Annotated in this window: 12 protein-coding genes and 1 rRNA gene; 10 read left to right on the top strand and 3 right to left on the bottom strand. The window is 55.5% G+C overall.

Annotated features, from left to right (window positions below):
* From rrf to PYW49_RS21645, 4 genes are all read left to right on the top strand, one after another.
* Positions 1 to 89 (top strand): 5S ribosomal RNA (gene rrf, locus PYW49_RS21660); the annotation flags it as partial.
* A gap of 124 nt (positions 90 to 213) precedes the next feature.
* Positions 214 to 1,242, top strand: a complete 1,029-nt coding sequence (gene murB / locus PYW49_RS21655; protein ID WP_320387476.1) for a UDP-N-acetylmuramate dehydrogenase — start codon at positions 214 to 216, stop codon at positions 1,240 to 1,242.
* Positions 1,239 to 2,201, top strand: a complete 963-nt coding sequence (birA, locus tag PYW49_RS21650) for a bifunctional biotin--[acetyl-CoA-carboxylase] ligase/biotin operon repressor BirA (RefSeq protein WP_134348209.1) — start codon at positions 1,239 to 1,241, stop codon at positions 2,199 to 2,201. Before murB ends, birA begins: the two co-directional genes overlap by 4 nt.
* Positions 2,202 to 2,217: 16 nt before the next feature.
* Positions 2,218 to 3,210 carry a glycosyl hydrolase family 8 gene (locus tag PYW49_RS21645; protein ID WP_320387475.1) on the top strand — a complete coding sequence of 331 codons (993 nt, stop codon included), beginning with the start codon at positions 2,218 to 2,220 and terminating at the stop codon, positions 3,208 to 3,210.
* 48 nt (positions 3,211 to 3,258) lie between these two features.
* On the opposite strand, the gene bcsG is transcribed toward PYW49_RS21645, so the two are convergent.
* The 3 genes from bcsG to bcsE are packed head-to-tail and all read right to left on the bottom strand — an operon-like array spanning position 3,259 to position 6,684.
* Complete coding sequence (gene bcsG / locus PYW49_RS21640) at positions 3,259 to 4,938, bottom strand: cellulose biosynthesis protein BcsG (RefSeq protein ID WP_134348207.1); 1,680 nt, start codon at positions 4,936 to 4,938, stop codon at positions 3,259 to 3,261.
* Positions 4,931 to 5,128: a cellulose biosynthesis protein BcsF gene (gene bcsF / locus PYW49_RS21635; RefSeq protein ID WP_024908822.1), complete on the bottom strand. Its 198-nt coding sequence runs from the start codon at positions 5,126 to 5,128 to the stop codon at positions 4,931 to 4,933. The genes bcsG and bcsF overlap by 8 nt, the downstream gene beginning before the upstream one ends.
* A complete protein-coding gene (gene bcsE / locus PYW49_RS21630; RefSeq protein ID WP_320387474.1) occupies positions 5,122 to 6,684 on the bottom strand; it encodes a cellulose biosynthesis c-di-GMP-binding protein BcsE in 1,563 nt (520 codons plus the stop codon). The genes bcsF and bcsE overlap by 7 nt, the downstream gene beginning before the upstream one ends.
* A gap of 174 nt (positions 6,685 to 6,858) precedes the next feature.
* On the opposite strand from bcsE, the gene bcsR reads away from it, so the two are divergent.
* The 6 genes from bcsR to bcsC are packed head-to-tail and all read left to right on the top strand — an operon-like array spanning position 6,859 to position 17,446.
* A complete protein-coding gene (gene bcsR / locus PYW49_RS21625) occupies positions 6,859 to 7,047 on the top strand; it encodes a cellulose biosynthesis protein BcsR (protein WP_134348205.1) in 189 nt (62 codons plus the stop codon).
* 11 nt (positions 7,048 to 7,058) lie between these two features.
* Positions 7,059 to 7,811: a cellulose biosynthesis protein BcsQ gene (gene bcsQ / locus PYW49_RS21620; RefSeq protein ID WP_320387473.1), complete on the top strand. Its 753-nt coding sequence runs from the start codon at positions 7,059 to 7,061 to the stop codon at positions 7,809 to 7,811.
* On the top strand, positions 7,808 to 10,423 hold the full coding sequence (gene bcsA / locus PYW49_RS21615; RefSeq protein WP_320387472.1) for a UDP-forming cellulose synthase catalytic subunit: 2,616 nt from the start codon (positions 7,808 to 7,810) through the stop codon (positions 10,421 to 10,423). Before bcsQ ends, bcsA begins: the two co-directional genes overlap by 4 nt.
* 10 nt (positions 10,424 to 10,433) lie before the next feature.
* Positions 10,434 to 12,854 (top strand): cellulose biosynthesis cyclic di-GMP-binding regulatory protein BcsB, encoded by a 2,421-nt coding sequence (bcsB, locus tag PYW49_RS21610; RefSeq protein ID WP_320387471.1) that lies wholly within the window; start codon positions 10,434 to 10,436, stop codon positions 12,852 to 12,854.
* A 6-nt stretch (positions 12,855 to 12,860) separates the two neighbouring features.
* The gene (gene bcsZ / locus PYW49_RS21605) at positions 12,861 to 13,967 is read left to right on the top strand and encodes a cellulose synthase complex periplasmic endoglucanase BcsZ (RefSeq protein ID WP_134348220.1); all 1,107 of its coding nucleotides are present in this window, start codon (positions 12,861 to 12,863) and stop codon (positions 13,965 to 13,967) included.
* Positions 13,949 to 17,446, top strand: a complete 3,498-nt coding sequence (gene bcsC, locus PYW49_RS21600; protein ID WP_320387470.1) for a cellulose synthase complex outer membrane protein BcsC — start codon at positions 13,949 to 13,951, stop codon at positions 17,444 to 17,446. The genes bcsZ and bcsC overlap by 19 nt, the downstream gene beginning before the upstream one ends.
* Positions 17,447 to 17,543: the final 97 nt, after the last annotated feature.

Here is a 17,543-nt window from a genome sequence, read left to right as displayed (position 1 = left end):
CCTGACCCCATGCCGAACTCAGAAGTGAAACGCCGTAGCGCCGATGGTAGTGTGGGGTCTCCCCATGTGAGAGTAGGGAACTGCCAGGCATCAATTAAGTAGAGAGGCCATCCGAAAGGATGGCCTTTTTGCGTTTATACGCTGCACAAACTAATCCCCCAATACCCTGCTTATACGGTAAACTATCTGCGTTTTTGCATCAGGATAGCGTCTATGAACCACTCCCTTAAGCCCTGGAATACCTTTGGCATTCAACGGAATGCTAAGAACATTGTACGTGCCGATACTGCACAGCAACTGCTGGATGCATGGCAAAGCGCAACAGAAAATAATGAACCCGTACTGATTCTGGGCGAAGGAAGTAATGTCCTGTTTCTTGAAGATTTTTCGGGAACGGTGATCGTTAACCGCATCATGGGAATTGATGTGGAAGAGCGTGCCGATACCTGGCATGTGCATGTGGGGGCCGGAGAAAACTGGCATCATCTGGTGCAATTTACCCTCGAAAAAGGGATGCCGGGTCTGGAAAACCTCGCGCTTATTCCAGGCTGCGCCGGATCGTCACCCATTCAAAACATCGGTGCCTACGGCATCGAACTGAAACATGTCTGTGAATATGTCGACTGCATCGAGCTCGCAACCGGAACGGCTAAACGTTTAACGGCTGAACAGTGCCGTTTTGGCTATCGTGACAGTATCTTCAAACATGAGTATCAGGGTTGCTATGCGATCGTCGCCGTGGGTCTGCGTTTGTCGAAGAACTGGCAGCCCGTATTGACCTACGGTGATTTAACGCGTCTCGATCCGGCTACCGTTACCCCCCGCGATGTTTTTGATTCGGTTTGCCATATGCGGATGACCAAACTTCCTGATCCAAAAATCAACGGAAATGCAGGCAGCTTCTTCAAAAACCCGGTTATCAGCAGCGAAAATGCAAAAGTCCTTCTTGGTGGATGGCCAACTGCGCCACATTACCCTCAGGTGGATGGCAGCGTGAAGCTGGCTGCGGGATGGCTTATCGATCAATGCCAGCTAAAAGGCACTTCTGTTGGAGGTGCTGCCGTTCATCAACAGCAGGCTCTGGTACTGATTAATCAATGCGATGCGACCAGCGATGATGTTGTACAGCTGGCACATGATATTCGCCAGCGTGTGGGTGAAAAGTTTAACGTCTGGCTGGAGCCAGAAGTTCGCTTCATTGGCCGCACAGGTGAAGTTAATGCCGTGGAGGCTATCGCATGAAAGACAATACCATCCCCTTAACCCTGATTAGTATTCTCGCTGACGGTGAGTTTCATTCTGGCGAGCAGTTGGGTGAGCAGCTAGGCATGAGCCGTGCCGGTATCAATAAGCATATTCAGACGCTCCGCGACTGGGGTGTTGATGTGTTCACGGTACCCGGAAAAGGGTACAGCCTGCCGGAGCCTATTCAATTGCTGAATGAAGAAGCGATCCGCAGCCAGATTGGACACGGCAATATTGCTGTGCTGCCGGTGATTGATTCGACGAACCAGTATCTGCTGGATCGTCTGCCCGAACTGAAATCCGGCGATGCCTGTGTTGCCGAGTATCAGCAGGCCGGGCGTGGCCGTCGCGGCCGCAAATGGTTCTCACCATTTGGCGCGAATCTCTATCTCTCCATGTACTGGCGCCTGGAGCAGGGGCCTGCCGCTGCCATTGGCCTGAGTCTGGTCATCGGCATTGTTATGGCAGAAGTACTGCACGATCTGGGGGCGGATAAAGTCCGTGTAAAATGGCCGAATGATCTTTACCTAAACGATCGTAAACTTGCCGGCATTCTGGTCGAACTGACGGGAAAAACTGGTGATGCAGCGCAAATTGTCATTGGCGCGGGCCTGAATATGGTCATGCGAAATGTACAAAATGATGTGGTGAATCAGGCCTGGACTAACCTTCAGGAGGCGGGCATCGTTATCGATCGTAACACCCTCGCCGTGCGTATGATTAAAGAGTTGCGCAGCTCACTCACGCTTTTTGAACAGGAAGGGCTGGCACCGTTCCTGTCTCGCTGGGAAAAGCTGGATAACTTTATCAACCGTCCGGTGAAATTGCTTATTGGTGATAAAGAGATCTACGGTACCTCCCGCGGTATTGACGCTCAGGGCGCGTTGCTCCTGGAGCAGAATGGCGTGATCAAACCCTGGGTGGGCGGTGAGATTTCACTGCGAAGTGCCGAATAACCGGATTGAGTTAATTATGCGAAAACCCGTCTGCGCTACGCTGGCTGTGATGATGAGTGTGCTGTTTTCTCCTCTCTCTCAGGCAGGTCAGGCCTGGGAAAGTTACAAGGCACGCTTTTTCAAACCGGACGGCCGCATTGTCGATACCGGCAATGGCGGCGTTTCGCACACGGAAGGTCAGGGTTTTGCCATGTTGATGGCAGTGGCCAATGACGATAAAACCACGTTCGATAAGCTCTGGCAATGGACAGACAGCCGGCTGAAGAACAAAGAGAACGGCCTGTTTTACTGGCGTTATAACCCCGCAGAGACCAACCCGATCGCCGACAAAAACAACGCCGCAGATGGCGATGTGCTGATAGCCTGGGCGTTGTTAAAAGCCGATGCTCGCTGGCATGACAAACGCTACAGCGCCGCATCGGATGCGATTACAAAAGCACTGATTGGCCACAACGTGATCCGCTATGCGGGTTACCGCGTGATGTTGCCCGGCGCCCAGGGATTTAAGCTTGAGGGTGAAGTGGTCCTTAATCCTTCCTATTTTGTGTTTCCGGCCTGGCAGGCTTTTGCCGGGCGCAGTCATTTGCCGGTCTGGCGTGAATTAATTAAAGACGGGAAACGCCTGCTGGGTAAAATGGGCTCGGGTAAAGCAAATCTGCCCGCTGACTGGGTTTCACTGGCATCCGGCGGCAAGCTGGCACCGGCCACAGGCTGGGCGCCGCGCATGAGTTACGACGCGATTCGTATTCCGTTGTACGTAGCCTGGTCCGATAAACAAAGCCCGTTGCTGACGCCATGGAAAGCCTGGTTCGGTCAGTTCCCTCGGGAACAAACGCCTGCCTGGGTTAACGTCACGACCAACGAATATGCTCCCTACATGATGGAAGGCGGTCTGCTGGCTGTACGCGATTTAACAATGGGACAGTCTTCCGGAGAACCCGAAATTACGTCTAAAGACGACTACTATTCGGCAAGCCTGAAAATGCTGGTGTGGATCGCCCAGCAATAATGTCGATATTGTCCCTCTCCCAGACAGGGAGAGGGACGTCATACCCTATTACTGCGGATACGGTACCCAATCCCCGCCGTTCAGGCGAACGTACGGTTTATTCTGATACTGAATCACCACCGCGTTGGCGTTCTCGGAGACTTCTGCCGTTTGCGGCAGTTTGCTGGTGAGCTGATCCCAGTTAACGCTATCTTCTACAAACAGCTTCCCGTCAACGGCACGGGCAACCAGTTCTGAGATCGCCAGATAGCTGGTTGGTTGAGTGATCTCAATCGGTGCACCCTGATGCGGTGCCTTCATACCAAAGAATTTAATGCCTGCAGGCACGTTGGTAATCGACGGGCTTGGGATATCACGCAGACCTGAAACCTGCATTCTGTCACCTTTCAGCGCGCCACCGTGCTCAGGTACCACAACTACCATCACTTTACGGCCTGATTTTTCCAGCTCCGTGAAGAATGCGTCCAGCTCGTCAAAGAATTTCTGCGCACGCACTTTATAATCCGCCGTTTTGCTCACGCCCGGGAAGTGGTTACCGTCGTGAAGTGGCAGGGTGTTAAAGAACGTCGCACTGCGCGGATTACTGTCTTTTTCGATGGTCTGCAGCCAGCGTTGCAGTACGGCGGTATCGTCATAAACGGGCGAGCCGTCGAAGCCCAGCAGAGAGACCGGCAGCCCGGTTTGATCCATCAGCGGTGCCTGCATGCCACCCTGTTCGCGAACCTCTTTCAGGAAGTTACCGAACTGGCCGTTATGCCCCAGCATCAGATGCTGCGTAAAGCCCAGTTTTGAGAGGTTATCGAACAGATAACACTGGTTGCCGGCGGGTTGATACAGGTTTTTATGCGATGCCTGACCACAGCTTGCACGGAGCAGGCGGATCGCCGCCGGGCCGCTGTACGAGGTGGCAGAGTTGAAATCTTTAAACTGAATATCGAAATGCGACCACAGCGGATGAGACGTCAAACCGGCGGCATCCACGTCGGCCCAGGAGAGAGAGCAGATGTTGATCACCAGCAGTTCAAACGGCTGAGCATCTGCCGGCAGCGCGTCCGGGAATTTCGTCTGTCGCTTGTCTTCCGCAGTATAGAAACTGGAGAGCCAGGCGTTCAGATTGGTGGAGGTCGGCGGGGCCGTCTGGGTTGGGATATCGCCTACCACAGGCGTATCGCCTGCCGTTGTGACGGTTGCCGCTGCGCTTCCCCCGGTGGTGGTCACCGTGGTGGTCGGCTGTCCGGCAGGCCACAGCGAAAAGTTTGGTCCAGCCAGCGTCAGCACGTTAAGCCAGATCATAATCGCGACGACAAACACCGTGACGCGGATCCACTGTGACAGGAACAGCCAGGCAACCAGCAGCACAAATACTGCGCCTATCATCTGCCAGTTAATAAAACGCTCGGTCAGGTCGAGGACGTAGCTGGCGCTAAACCCCGCCACCTGTGAGCCCTGGCTCATAATACTGTCCGGCCCCGGTAGCCAGGTATCATGCCAGAACAGCGCAAAGCCGACAGGGATGGCTACCCAGTGGCGTAAGCGATGCAGCCTGATATTCGGCAGAGGCATCAGCAGGAAGGCCATAAATACCAGGTTGAGAAGGGGATGGAAATTCAGATAGCCTGCCCACAGCAGACCAAACTTCACCAGAAAGTAGAAGTTCCAGCCGGAAAGACCGCGCCAGTATTGCCAGAGCGGCGAGGGTGACGAAGCGGTATAGGTAGAATTAGTCATGTTTTCGGTCTGCCTTGACGTGTGATGCCCGTGTCAGAGTTCCGGCTGGTTTAACATAGCGAGGTTTTATAAACAGCACTCTGGCCGTATCGCGGATACGACGTATGGAATGGCGCGCATAGTAGCCAAGCGGGAAAAAGATCAGCGCACAGAATATAACCAGTTGAATAATATCGCTGATATTCATGATGGTGCGTTCTCCGCGTTGTCTGTTAATAAGCGAAGGGGCTCCGGCACCCGACGCCAGACGTGTCCATCATGTCTGGCATTGAGGATCGGTTTGGCGTCGCTCGTCATCGCGAGCGGTTTAGCCCATTGTTCAGGCTGGAGCGCGCGCATCTGCACCAGCTCCGCGCTGATAGAATTATCTTCGAACCAAATCATACGATTCGAGAAAATATCCCCGGTAGGGAGGGGGAAGATGTGGTTAAGCGCCGTATCGAGATCGTTTACCCGACAGAAGGACAAAAACAGTACCAGCCGATTGTCGCCAATGGTCATGATGTCCCCGGTACGGTTCGGGCGACATAAGGTGAGCGCCTGTTCGACGCGGATACCCGGTACAGGACGCAGGGCAACCATGACCCCTTTTCCGTCAGCGGGAAGGAGCGTGTTGTTCATCATGTTCCCAACGGCGTCGCAGAAGGTATCCCATTTTTGGTATCCCCGCAGTTTCATCGGCTGGGTCATGAAGAGCAGCGTAGAAATATCTTCCGGTACATGGCGGCTAAACTGCTGGCCCTGAACGCTTTCGATAAGCGTCAGGCAGCGTGACAACGGGGCATTCCATGGAATAACCATATTGGCACCGCAGCCCAAAAGCAGACGCTCATCAGTGGCGCGCAGGCTGGTATTATTTTCGCGCACGATAATTTTTAACGCGCTTCCACGCTGGCGGCGTAAGGTATGTATTTGCCTTGCCAGCGTCTCAATCTGGTTATTCTGCATCAATGAGAAAATAAGCGTTGCCGCCTGGGTGGTGCGGGCTTCATGGAAAAGGGCTTCGTTTGATTCAAACAGTGACCAGTTTTCCGACAGGGCAGGTGCCCCCTCTAAAACCGCGATATGGCTCAGGATGCGTTTTTCATCGCTGCGCGGTTGCACCACCGTTTCTTCCTGCTGCGCCAGGTGCCACTCGCCCTCAATATGTTTCAGCGTAAGCTGTTGCCTGGCGCTCACGCCTTTTTCATTACACCAGAATGCAATATCGTAGAGATAGCTACCCACCTGGTCACGAACACTTGCCAGACCGAACAGGGAGCGATATTCGCTCATTAACAGTGAGAACAGCTTGTCATTATTACTGCCGGGATTGACTATCAATAGCGTGCAATTTTGAAATTTTGCCCATTTATTGATTTTTTCCAGCCACGGCAGCAATTTTTCAGCAGGGAAATTTTGCAGAATGTTATTTGCACATTTCAGGATCACTAAATAGTGATCGGGATCAATCGTGCACTGAACATCGCGGGACAAAAAGTATAGACTATCGGCTTCCGATGTCATGGAAAATAATCGCACCGTCTGGGGGCCGCGGTTACTTTCAAGCGTGATAATTTTCTTCGGGTCTTCGCCCATGCTAATGACGGCTACGCGGGAATCCTTATCCTGAGCAGCAATTGTCTGGTTTACCAGACTGATAGCATCTTCATTACGGTCCGTATTAATCCACCAGACTCCTCCGACTGGCATGTGGCTCAATTCGTCCCATAATGACTGGATGCCAATAGAAAATATGGAGTCCACGGTGTCCCTCTTTTCGTCTAATTTATCTGTATCTCAGTTTACTAGCGAAAGCGTAGAAATAAACCTAACATTGAAATTAAAGAACATCAGATTTAGCATGTAAATGAAATTTCATAGGGCAGGATGCCTCGCTACTTCTGATCGAGCGATTCTACGCAAAGGGATGGAAAAAAAATGGATCATAATGAACCCGGTACCCCAGTCGATTCGACTCTGGGTTACACATTCCAAAACGATTTTCTGGCGCTGACGCAGGCCTTTTCTTTACCTGAAATAGATTACACCGATATTTCCCAGCGGGAACAGTTGGCTGCGGCTATTAAACGTTGGCCGTTATTAGCTGAATTAGCCCATCAACAATAAGGGAGCCATTGATGGCCATACTCGGATTACAGGGTGTCCGTGGCGGTGTGGGTACCACATCTGTTACCGCGGCGCTGGCGTGGTCATTACAGCTTTTAGGTGAATCGGTGCTGGTTATTGACGCCTGCGCCGATAATTTGCTGCGTATGTCGTTTAACGTCGACTTTACCCGCGAAGAGGGCTGGGCCCGCGCGCTACTGGATGACAAAGACTGGCGGGACGCAGGTATGCGCTACACCTCCCAGCTTGATTTGCTGCCGTTTGGTCAACTGTCCACCTCGGAACGCGAGAATGAAGCCGCGTATCAGCGCCTGTTTTCGCAGTTCACGCTTGCGCTGCAGAGCCTGAAAGAAAAGGGGCACTACCAGTGGATCCTGCTGGATCTGCCGCACGGCGCCGGCACGCTGACCCGACAGCTTATCGCGCAGTGCGATCAGGTATTCTCGATCGTCAACGTTGATGCGAATTGCCATATCCGTCTGCATCAGCAGGGGCTACCGCAAAATGGCCACATCCTGATTAACGATTTGCGCATTGGCAGCCAGATCCAGGACGATCTGTATCAGGTCTGGCTGCAAAGCCAGCGCCGTCTGCTTCCCATTGTCATCCATCGTGATGAGGGAATGGCGGAATGTCTTGCGTCTAAGCAACCGCTCGGCGAATACCGCAGCGATTCACTGGCGGCAGAAGAGATTCTGACGCTGGCTAACTGGTGTCTGCTGAACTTCGCCAACAGGGCGGAGCCTGCAGGGAGTTCTGTATGAGTCGTCTCGCCAGCTGGTTACTCATCCCACCGGTCAGTTCGCGTTTGAGCGAACATTACCGGCATTTCCGCCGGCATGGTGCTTCGGCATTTAGCGCCGCGCTCGGCTGTTTCTGGATGATTCTGGCCTGGATGTTCATTCCACTTGAACACCCGCGCTGGCAGCGCATACGTGCACGACACAGTGAATTATATCCGCACATTAATCCCGATCGGCCGCGGCCTTTGGATCCGGCGCGTTATCTTATTCAGGCCATCTGGCTGGTGGCCACTTCCTCCCGTTCGGAGAAAAAAACGCCGCACTGGCGCAGCTTCTCCCGCGTGCAACAGTTACGTGAACGCTACCATCAGTGGCTGGACAGACTGCCCAACAGCGTGAGCGATAAGACCAGCCATCTGGATAACCATAAAGAACTCGGACATCTCCACCCGGGCTTGCGGCGTTTTATTCTCGGCATCATCGTCGTGTTTTCGCTCATACTGGCGCTGGTCTGTATTACGCAACCCTTTAACCCTCTGGCGCAGTTCACCTTCCTGATCCTGCTGTGGGGCGTGGCGCTGCTGGTCCGCCGTATTCCGGGCCGCTTCTCGGCGCTGATGCTGATTGTGCTGTCGTTGACCGTCTCCTGTCGCTACATCTGGTGGCGTTATACCTCAACCCTGAACTGGGACGACCCGGTCAGTCTGGTGTGCGGCCTGGTGCTGCTGTTTGCAGAAACCTACGCCTGGATTGTGCTGGTGCTGGGCTACTTCCAGGTGATTTGGCCGCTCAACCGCCAGCCGGTGCCGCTGCCAAAAGACACCACGCAGTGGCCGACCGTCGATCTCTTCGTACCGACCTACAACGAAGACCTGAGCGTGGTAAAGAACACCATCTATGCCGCGCTGGGCATCGACTGGCCGAAGGATAAGCTTAAAGTCTGGGTCCTGGATGACGGCAACCGTCCGGCGTTTCGCCAGTTCGCAGAGGAAGTTGGCGTCGAGTACATCGCTCGTCCGACTCACGAGCATGCTAAAGCCGGGAACATCAACAACGCGCTGAAGTATGCCACTGGGGAATTTGTCTCGATCTTTGACTGTGACCACGTGCCGACGCGCTCCTTCCTGCAGATGACCATGGGCTGGTTCCTGAAAGAGAAAGAGCTGGCGATGATGCAGACGCCGCACCATTTCTTCTCACCGGATCCGTTCGAACGTAACCTTGGTCGTTTCCGTAAAACCCCGAACGAAGGCACGCTGTTCTATGGCCTGGTGCAGGACGGTAACGACATGTGGGATGCCACCTTCTTCTGCGGCTCCTGTGCGGTTATCCGCCGTAAACCGCTGGATGAAATTGGCGGTATTGCGGTCGAAACGGTCACGGAAGATGCTCACACCTCTCTGCGCCTGCACCGCCGTGGCTATACCTCCGCCTATATGCGTATTCCACAGGCAGCCGGTCTGGCAACGGAGTCACTGTCGGCGCACATTGGTCAGCGTATTCGCTGGGCTCGCGGCATGGTGCAGATTTTCCGTCTCGATAATCCACTGATAGGGAAAGGGCTCAAGCTGGCGCAACGTCTTTGCTACGTCAACGCCATGTTCCACTTCTTATCCGGTATCCCGCGGCTGATCTTCCTGACCGCGCCGCTGGCGTTCCTGCTCCTTCACGCCTATATCATTTACGCCCCCGCGCTGATGATTGCGCTGTTTGTTCTGCCGCACATGATCCACGCGAGCCTGACGAACTCGAAGATTCAGGGTAAATACCGCCATTCCTTCTGGAGTGAAATCTACGAAACGGTGCTGGCCTGGTACATCGCGCCGCCGACAATGGTGGCGCTGATTAACCCGCACAAAGGTAAATTCAACGTCACCGCGAAGGGCGGTCTGGTGGAAGAAGAGTATGTCGACTGGGTGATCTCCCGTCCGTATATCTTCCTTGTGCTGCTGAATATTGTTGGCGTCATCGCGGGTATCTGGCGTTACTTCTACGGCCCTGAAAACGAGATCCTGACGGTATTCGTGAGTATGGCCTGGGTCTTCTACAACCTGATTATCCTCGGTGGCGCGGTGGCGGTATCGGTGGAGAGCAAACAGGTTCGTCGCGCGCATCGTGTGGAAATCTGCATGCCTGCGGCGATTGCCCGTGAAGATGGACATCTCTTCTCCTGTACCGTGCACGACTTCTCTGACGGTGGTCTGGGGATCAAAATCAACGGTCAGGCGAAGGTGCTGGAAGGGCAGAAAGTGAACCTGCTGCTTAAGCGCGGTCAGCAGGAGTACGTATTCCCGACGCAGGTCGTTCGTGTGACGGGCAATGAAGTCGGTCTGCAACTGATGCCGTTGACCAAAAAGCAACATATCGATTTTGTGCAGTGTACGTTTGCTCGCGCGGACACGTGGGCTCTCTGGCAGGACAGCTTCCCGGAAGATAAACCTCTGGAAAGCCTGCTGGATATTCTGAAGCTGGGGTTCCGAGGCTATCGTCACCTTGCAGAATTTGCCCCGTCGTCGGTGAAATTAATTTTCCGGTCACTTACTTCGCTGGTTTCCTGGGTCGTGTCGTTCATTCCTCGTCGTCCTGAGCGGGATGAGGCGAAGCAGGCGGACCCGGTTATGGCTCAACAATGATGATAACGCGATGAAAACAAAACTTTCCTGGTTATGTGCAGTGGCAATGGGGATGAATGCCCTCCCCGCAACAATGGCTAACGCAGCACCTGGTAACGCAGCGGCAACGCCTGCGCCAACGGTACCTGTCGTCGCGCAAGCAACCGATCCGGTTGTCACTGCGGCACCTGGTCAAACAGAAAACATCATGCCGAACCAGCCAACGGAGGGGAACACCCTGCCGGCAGACAGCCAGGTCATCGGGCAGGTGATGCCGGGCGTCCGGGGTGCGAATGCGCCAGTCGTCGCGGACAACGCGCCGTCGCGGGACGTGAAGCTGACCTTCGCGCAAATTGCGCCGCCTCCGGGCAGTATGGTGCTGCGTGGCATCAACCCTAACGGCGGCATAGAATTTGGCATGCGCAGCGATGAGGTCGTCTCTAATGCGGTGTTGAACCTTGAATACACCCCGTCGCCGTCTCTGCTGCCGACACAGTCTCAGCTGAAGGTCTACCTGAATGACGAGTTGATGGACGTACTGCCGGTCACGAAAGAGCAGCTCGGTAAGAAAACCCAGGCGCAGGTGCCGATCAACCCGCTGTTCATTACTGACTTTAACCGTATCCGTCTGGAGTTTGTCGGTCACTACCGTGATGTCTGCGAAAACCCTGCCAGCAACACGCTGTGGATGGACGTCGGGCGTAACTCCTCGCTGCAGATGACCTACCAGTCGCTGGCGCTGAAAAACGATCTGTCGGCCTTCCCGGTTCCGTTCTTTGATCCACGTGATAACCGTCCGCTCACCCTGCCAATGGTGTTTGCGTCGTCCCCGGACGTGACCGAGCAGCTGGCGGCCACCATCGTGGCGTCCTGGTTTGGTTCACGTGCCGGCTGGCGTGGTCAGAGCTTCCCGGCGATGTACGACAAACTGCCGGACAGAAATGCCATTGTGTTTGCAACCAACGCCAAACGCCCGGCCTTCCTGCGCGATCATCCGGACGTCAAAGCGCCGACTGTGGAAATGGTAAGCCACCCGGAAAATCCGTACGTGAAGCTGCTGGTGGTCTTTGGTCGTGACGATAAAGATCTGGTGCAGGCAGCAAAAGCGATTGCCCAGGGCAATGTTCTTTTCCGTGGCAACAGCGTTGTGGTTGATGAGGTCAAACCGCTGCTGGCCCGTAAACCTTACGATGCGCCAAACTGGGTGCGTACCGATCGTGCGGTAACGTTTGGCGAACTGAAAACCTATGAAGAACAGCTGCAGGCGACGGGGCTTGAGCCCGCGCCGATTAGCCTGTCAATGAATCTACCGCCGGATCTGTACCTGCTGCGTACCAACGGCATTGATATTAATCTGAACTACCGTTATACCGCGCCAGCGACCAAAGACAGCTCGCGCATGGATATCAGCCTGAACAACCAGTTCCTGCAATCGTTCAGCCTGCAAAGCACGCAGGATACTAACCGACTGATGCTTCGCCTGCCGGTGTTGCAGGGTCTGCTGGACGGTAAAACGGATGTCTCTATCCCGGCACTGAAGCTTGGCGCGATAAACCAGCTGCGCTTTGACTTCCAGTACATGAACCCGATGCCTGGCGGTTCGGCGGAGAACTGCATCACCTTCCAGCCGGTTCAGAACCACGTCGTGATTGGTGATGAGTCGACCATCGACTTCTCGAAGTACTATCACTTCCTGGCGATGCCGGATCTGCGTGCCTTTGCCAATGCGGGCTTCCCGTTCAGCCGCATGGCCGACCTCTCTGAGTCCATTGTAGTGATGCCAAAAGCGCCAAACGAAGGGCAGGTGACAACCCTGCTGGACACCATGGCGACCGTTGGGGGGCAGACAGGATTGCCGGCAATTAACGTCACGTTGACGGACGATGGCAGCCAGATTCAGAACAAAGATGCTGATATCCTGGTGATCGGGAGCATCCCGGACAAGCTGAAGGATGACAAACGTATCGATCTGCTGGTGAAAGCGGCTCAGTCCTGGGTTAACACGCCGCTGCGCCAGACCGAGTTCCCGAGTATTATGCCGGATGTGAACGATCGTCAGGCTAGCGCACAGACGACCGTAACGTCTCAGGGGGCAATGGCCGCGGTAGTGGGCTTCCAGTCCCCTTACAACGAACAGCGCAGCGTGGTGGCTCTGCTTGCGGACAGCCCGCGCGGGTATGAACTGCTTAATACGGCCATGAACGACAGCGGTAAACGTGCCGCGATGTTTGGCTCTGTGTCGGTGATCCGTGAGTCCGGCGTCAATAGCCTGCGCGTGGGCGATGTGTACTATGTGGGCCATCTGCCGTGGTTCGAACGCCTGTGGTATGCGATGTCTAACCATCCGGTTCTGCTCGCCATCCTGGCTGCGGTCAGTGTGGTATTGCTGGCATGGGTACTGTGGCGTCTGCTGCGAATCATCAGCCGTCGTCGTCTGAACCCGGATGAGTAAGATGTGATGAAAGCCTTTCGCTGGTGTGCATTAGCAGCGTTGATGCTGGCGGCGCTCCCTCTTCGCGCCGCCTGTACCTGGCCTGCCTGGGAGCAGTTTAAAAAGGATTACATCAGTGAGGGCGGGCGTGTTATTGATCCCAGTGACACGCGCAAAATTACGACCTCGGAAGGGCAAAGCTACGCCTTGTTCTTTGCCCTGGCGGCGAACGATCGCAACGCGTTTGATCAACTGCTGACGTGGACGCGCGATAATCTTGCCAGCGGTAATCTCAACGACCATCTTCCTGCCTGGCTATGGGGTCAGAAAGATAAAGAAAAGTGGGCGGTGATTGATACTAACTCCGCCTCCGATGCCGATGTTTGGATCGCCTGGTCACTGCTCGAAGCGGGTCGGTTATGGAAACATCCGGACTATACCCGCACGGGTAAGGCACTGCTGAAACGCATTGCCAGCGAGGAAGTGGTGAAAGTGCCGGGGCTCGGCGTAATGCTGCTTCCTGGTAAAGTTGGTTTTGCCGATGAAAACGTCTGGCGCTTTAACCCCAGTTATCTTCCTCCGCAGTTAGCGAGTTATTTCACGCGTTTTGGTACCCCGTGGACCCAGCTTCGTGAAACCAATCTGCGCCTGCTGCTGGAGAGCGCGCCGAAAGGTTTTTCGCCGGACTGGGTGCAGTATCAGAAAAACAGAGGCTGGCGGTTACAGCAGGATAAGTCGCTGGTGGGTGGCTACGACGCCATCCGCGTTTATCTCTGGGTGGGAATGATGAGTGATAAGGATCCTCAGAAAGCCCGGCTGCTGACGCGCTTCAAGCCGATGGCGGCAAAGACAATGAAACGGGGTGTGCCGCCGGAGAAAGTGGATGTGGCGACGGGTAAACGCACCGGGAATGGCCCGGTCGGGTTTTCTGCCGTCATGCTGCCGTTTTTACAACAGCGTGATGCCCAGGCGGTTCAGCGCCAGCGCGTTGCAGACCATTTTCCCGATAACAATGCCTATTACAGCTACGTACTGACTCTCTTTGGTCAAGGATGGGATCAGCATCGTTTTCGCTTCACCGCTAAAGGTGAATTAATACCGGATTGGGGCCAGGAATGCGCAAGTTCACAGTAAATCTACTCACTTTATCGCTTGGCCTGGCGCTTATGCCGTGGGCCCAGGCCGCCAACTCTCCGCAGCAGAAACAGTTGCTGGAGCAGGTTCGTCTGGGTGAATCGACACAGCGTGAGGATTTGGTTCGTCAGTCGCTCTATCGCCTTGAGCTGATTGACCCGAACAACCCTGACGTGATTGCCGCACGCTTTCGCTATCTGCTGCGTCAGGGCGATAACGCCGGCGCGCAAAAAGAGCTGGATCGTCTGAAAGGGATCGCACCGGGCTCGAGTGCGTACCAGTCCTCGCGCAACACGATGTTGCTTTCCACCCCGGATGGTCGCCAGCAGCTTCAGCAGGCGCGATTGCTCGCCACAACGGGACACACGCAGGAAGCCATTGCCGCCTATGACAAGCTGTTTGACGGCAACCCGCCGGGTGGCGACGTGGCGACGGAATACTGGAACGTCGTGGCGAAAGATCCTGCCCGCCGCAGTGCGGCTATCAACCAGCTCAAGAAAATAAATACCAGCAGCCCAGGAAATACACAGCTGCAGGCGACGCTGTCCCAACTTCTGTTCCAGAGCGGACGACGTGATGAAGGCTTTGCGGTGTTGCAGGAGATGGCCAAATCTACCAGTGGCCGCAATCAGGCGTCTGATATGTGGTATGACCAAATTAAAGGCCAGCCTGCCAGCAACGCCAGCGTCAGCGCGCTGCAAAAATACCTGAGCGTATTCAGCGACGGTGATAGCGTTGCGGCGGCGCGTGCCCAGCTTGAAGCGCAGCAAAAACAGCTCGCTGACCCGGCGTTCCGCGCGAAAGCGGAAGGGCTGGCGGCGGTGGATGCCGGTCAGGGCAATAAGGCGGTGGCGGAGTTGCAAAAAGCCGTCAGCGCCAACCATACCGACAGTGAAGCGGTGGGTGCCCTTGGACAGGCTTATTCCCAGAAAGGCGACCGTGCCCGCGCGGTGGCACAGTTTGAAAAGGCGATTGCCCTCGATCCGCAGAGCGATAACCGGGGAAAATGGGACAGTTTGCTGAAGGTTAACCGTTACTGGCTGCTGATCCAGCAGGGCGATGCGGCGCTGAAGGCGAATAACCCTGCTCAGGCGGAGCGTTACTACCAGCAGGCACGCAATATCGATAATACCGACAGCTATGCCGTGCTGGGGCTGGGAGATGCCGCCGCGGCACGTAAAGATAACGACGCGGCGGAACGTTATTATCGCCAGGCGTTGCGTATGGACAGCGGTAACAGCAATGCGGTCCGCGGCCTGGCCAATATTTATCGCGCGCAGTCGCCGGAGAAAGCCTCGCAGTTTATCCAGTCTCTCTCCGCCAGCCAGCGCCGCAGCATTGATGATATTGAACGTAGCCTGACTAACGAGCAGCTGTCCGCCCAGGCAGAACAGCTGGAGAATCAGGGTAAATACGCGCAGGCAGCAGATATTCAGCGTCGTCGTCTGGCGCTCTCTCCGGGCGACGTGTGGATAACGTACCGCCTCTCGCGCGATCTCTACAGCGCAGGCCAGCGCAGCCAGGCGGATACCCTGATGCGTCAGCTTGCCAGCCAGAAACCGGCCGATCCGGATCAGGTTTATGCCAACGGGCTGTATCTTTCCGGAAACGATCAGGACCGGGCCGCGCTGGCGCATCTGGACACGCTGCCGCGCAGCCAGTGGAACGGCAATATTCAGGAGCTTGCCGACCGCCTGCAAAGCAATCAGGTGCTGGAAACCGCCAACCGTCTGCGTGACAGCGGCAAAGAGCAGGAGGCGGAGAATCTCCTTCGCCAGCAGCCGACCTCTACCCGTATTGACCTCACGCTGGCGGACTGGGCGCAGCAGCGTGGCGATCTCGACGCGGCGAAAACGGCCTACAGCACTGTGCTGCAGCGCGAGCCGCAGAACGAAGACGCGATCCTCGGCCTGACCGAAATCTACAGTGCGCAAGGCGACAAAGACGCTGCGCGCGCGGAGCTGGCGAAACTGCCCGCCGCGCAAAACGGCCAGCCGTTGTCGCTCAATATGCAGCGCCGGATCGCGATGGCGCAGGCAGGCCTGGGCGATTCCGCCGCCGCAGAGCAGACCTTCAACAAAATTATTCCGCAGGCTAAATCGCAGCCCGCCTCCATGGAAAACGCGCTGGTGCTGCGTGATGCCGCGCGTTTCCAGGCACAAAATGGCCAGCCCCAGCAGGCGCTGGAAACCTATAAAGATGCGATGGTGTCGACTGGCATTACGACGACGCGGCCGGCTGACAACGACAGTTTTACCCGCTTGACGCGTAACGATGAAAAAGATGACTGGCTGAAGCGCGGCGTACGTAGCGACGCCGGTGACTTGTACCGTCAGCAGGATGTTAACGTCACGCTGCAGCATGATTACTGGGGCTCCAGCGGTACGGGCGGGTATTCCGATCTGAAAGCACATACCACCATGCTGCAGGTTGATGCGCCGCTCTCTGATGGACGGATGTTCTTCCGCAGCGATCTGGTCAATATGGATGCCGGTTCGTTTGCGACGAAAGACGGGAAGTACGATCCGAACTGGGGTACCTGTTCTGCGACGCCGTGTAGCGGCAATACCCATCAGTCAGACAATGGCGCGAGCGTTGCCGTCGGCTGGCAGAACAAAACCTGGGCAATGGACATTGGTACCACCCCAATGGGCTTTGACGTCGTCGACGTAGTAGGTGGCGTCAGCTACAGCAGCGATCTGGGGCCTATCGGCTATACCGTTAACGCCCATCGCCGGCCAATCTCCAGCTCTCTGCTGGCCTTCGCCGGGCAAAAAGATACCAATACCGGCACCACGTGGGGCGGTGTTCGCGCCACCGGCGGCGGCGTAAGCATGAGCTATGACAAAGGGGAAGCGCACGGCGTCTGGTCAAGCCTGAATGCGGAAACGCTGACGGGTAAAAATGTGGAGGATAACTGGCGCGTCCGCTGGATGACGGGTTACTACTACAAGCTCATTAATAAAAATAATGAGCGCCTGACGGTCGGCGTCTCCAATATGCTCTGGCACTACGACAAGGACCTGAGCGGTTATACCCTGGGTCAGGGCGGTTATTACAGCCCGCAGGAATATGTCTCCTTTGCACTACCGGTGACCTGGCGTAAACGCACGGAGAACTGGTCCTGGGAGCTGGGTGGCTCGGTGTCCTGGTCCCATTCAAAAACCAAAGACGGGATGCGTTATCCTATCCAGAGTCTGATCCCGGATAACCAGGTCGATGCCAATGGCGACCCGATGTATTCCGATAAACACGATCCCGAAACGGGCAGCTCGTCCTCAGGCACCGGTTACACCGCGCGGGCCATTATCGAGCGCCGGGTAACATCCAACTGGTTTGTCGGCGTGGGCGTGGATATCCAGCAAGCGAAAGACTATACCCCAAGCCATGCGCTGTTATATGTACGCTACTCTGCTGCAGGCTGGCAGGGCGATATGGACTTACCGCCGCAGCCGCTCATCCCTTACGCGGACTGGTAATCGGATTTTCCTTAATCCATTTGTAAGTCTCTCTTAATAGCGCAGCAATCGGGTATACTCAGGCGCGCCAGGTTTACACCCTGGTGCGCCCTGCGCT

The sequence above is a fragment of the Enterobacter chinensis genome (genome assembly GCF_034008295.1).
Lineage (GTDB): Bacteria > Pseudomonadota > Gammaproteobacteria > Enterobacterales > Enterobacteriaceae > Enterobacter > Enterobacter chinensis.
The sequence above is the reverse complement of the archived record's forward strand: the minus strand, read 5'-3'. Positions and strand labels throughout refer to the sequence as shown.

Excerpts from the sequence above, each read along its gene's own strand:
- murB (WP_320387476.1), top strand. The coding sequence starts at position 214 with ATGAACCACTCCCTTAAGCCCTGGAATACCTTTGGCATTCAACGGAAT.
- birA (WP_134348209.1), top strand. The coding sequence starts at position 1,239 with ATGAAAGACAATACCATCCCCTTAACCCTGATTAGTATTCTCGCTGAC.
- PYW49_RS21645 (WP_320387475.1), top strand. The coding sequence starts at position 2,218 with ATGCGAAAACCCGTCTGCGCTACGCTGGCTGTGATGATGAGTGTGCTG.
- bcsG (WP_134348207.1), bottom strand. The coding sequence starts at position 4,938 with ATGACTAATTCTACCTATACCGCTTCGTCACCCTCGCCGCTCTGGCAA.
- bcsR (WP_134348205.1), top strand. The coding sequence starts at position 6,859 with ATGGATCATAATGAACCCGGTACCCCAGTCGATTCGACTCTGGGTTAC.
- bcsQ (WP_320387473.1), top strand. The coding sequence starts at position 7,059 with ATGGCCATACTCGGATTACAGGGTGTCCGTGGCGGTGTGGGTACCACA.
- bcsA (WP_320387472.1), top strand. The coding sequence starts at position 7,808 with ATGAGTCGTCTCGCCAGCTGGTTACTCATCCCACCGGTCAGTTCGCGT.
- bcsB (WP_320387471.1), top strand. The coding sequence starts at position 10,434 with ATGAAAACAAAACTTTCCTGGTTATGTGCAGTGGCAATGGGGATGAAT.
- bcsZ (WP_134348220.1), top strand. The coding sequence starts at position 12,861 with ATGAAAGCCTTTCGCTGGTGTGCATTAGCAGCGTTGATGCTGGCGGCG.
- bcsC (WP_320387470.1), top strand. The coding sequence starts at position 13,949 with ATGCGCAAGTTCACAGTAAATCTACTCACTTTATCGCTTGGCCTGGCG.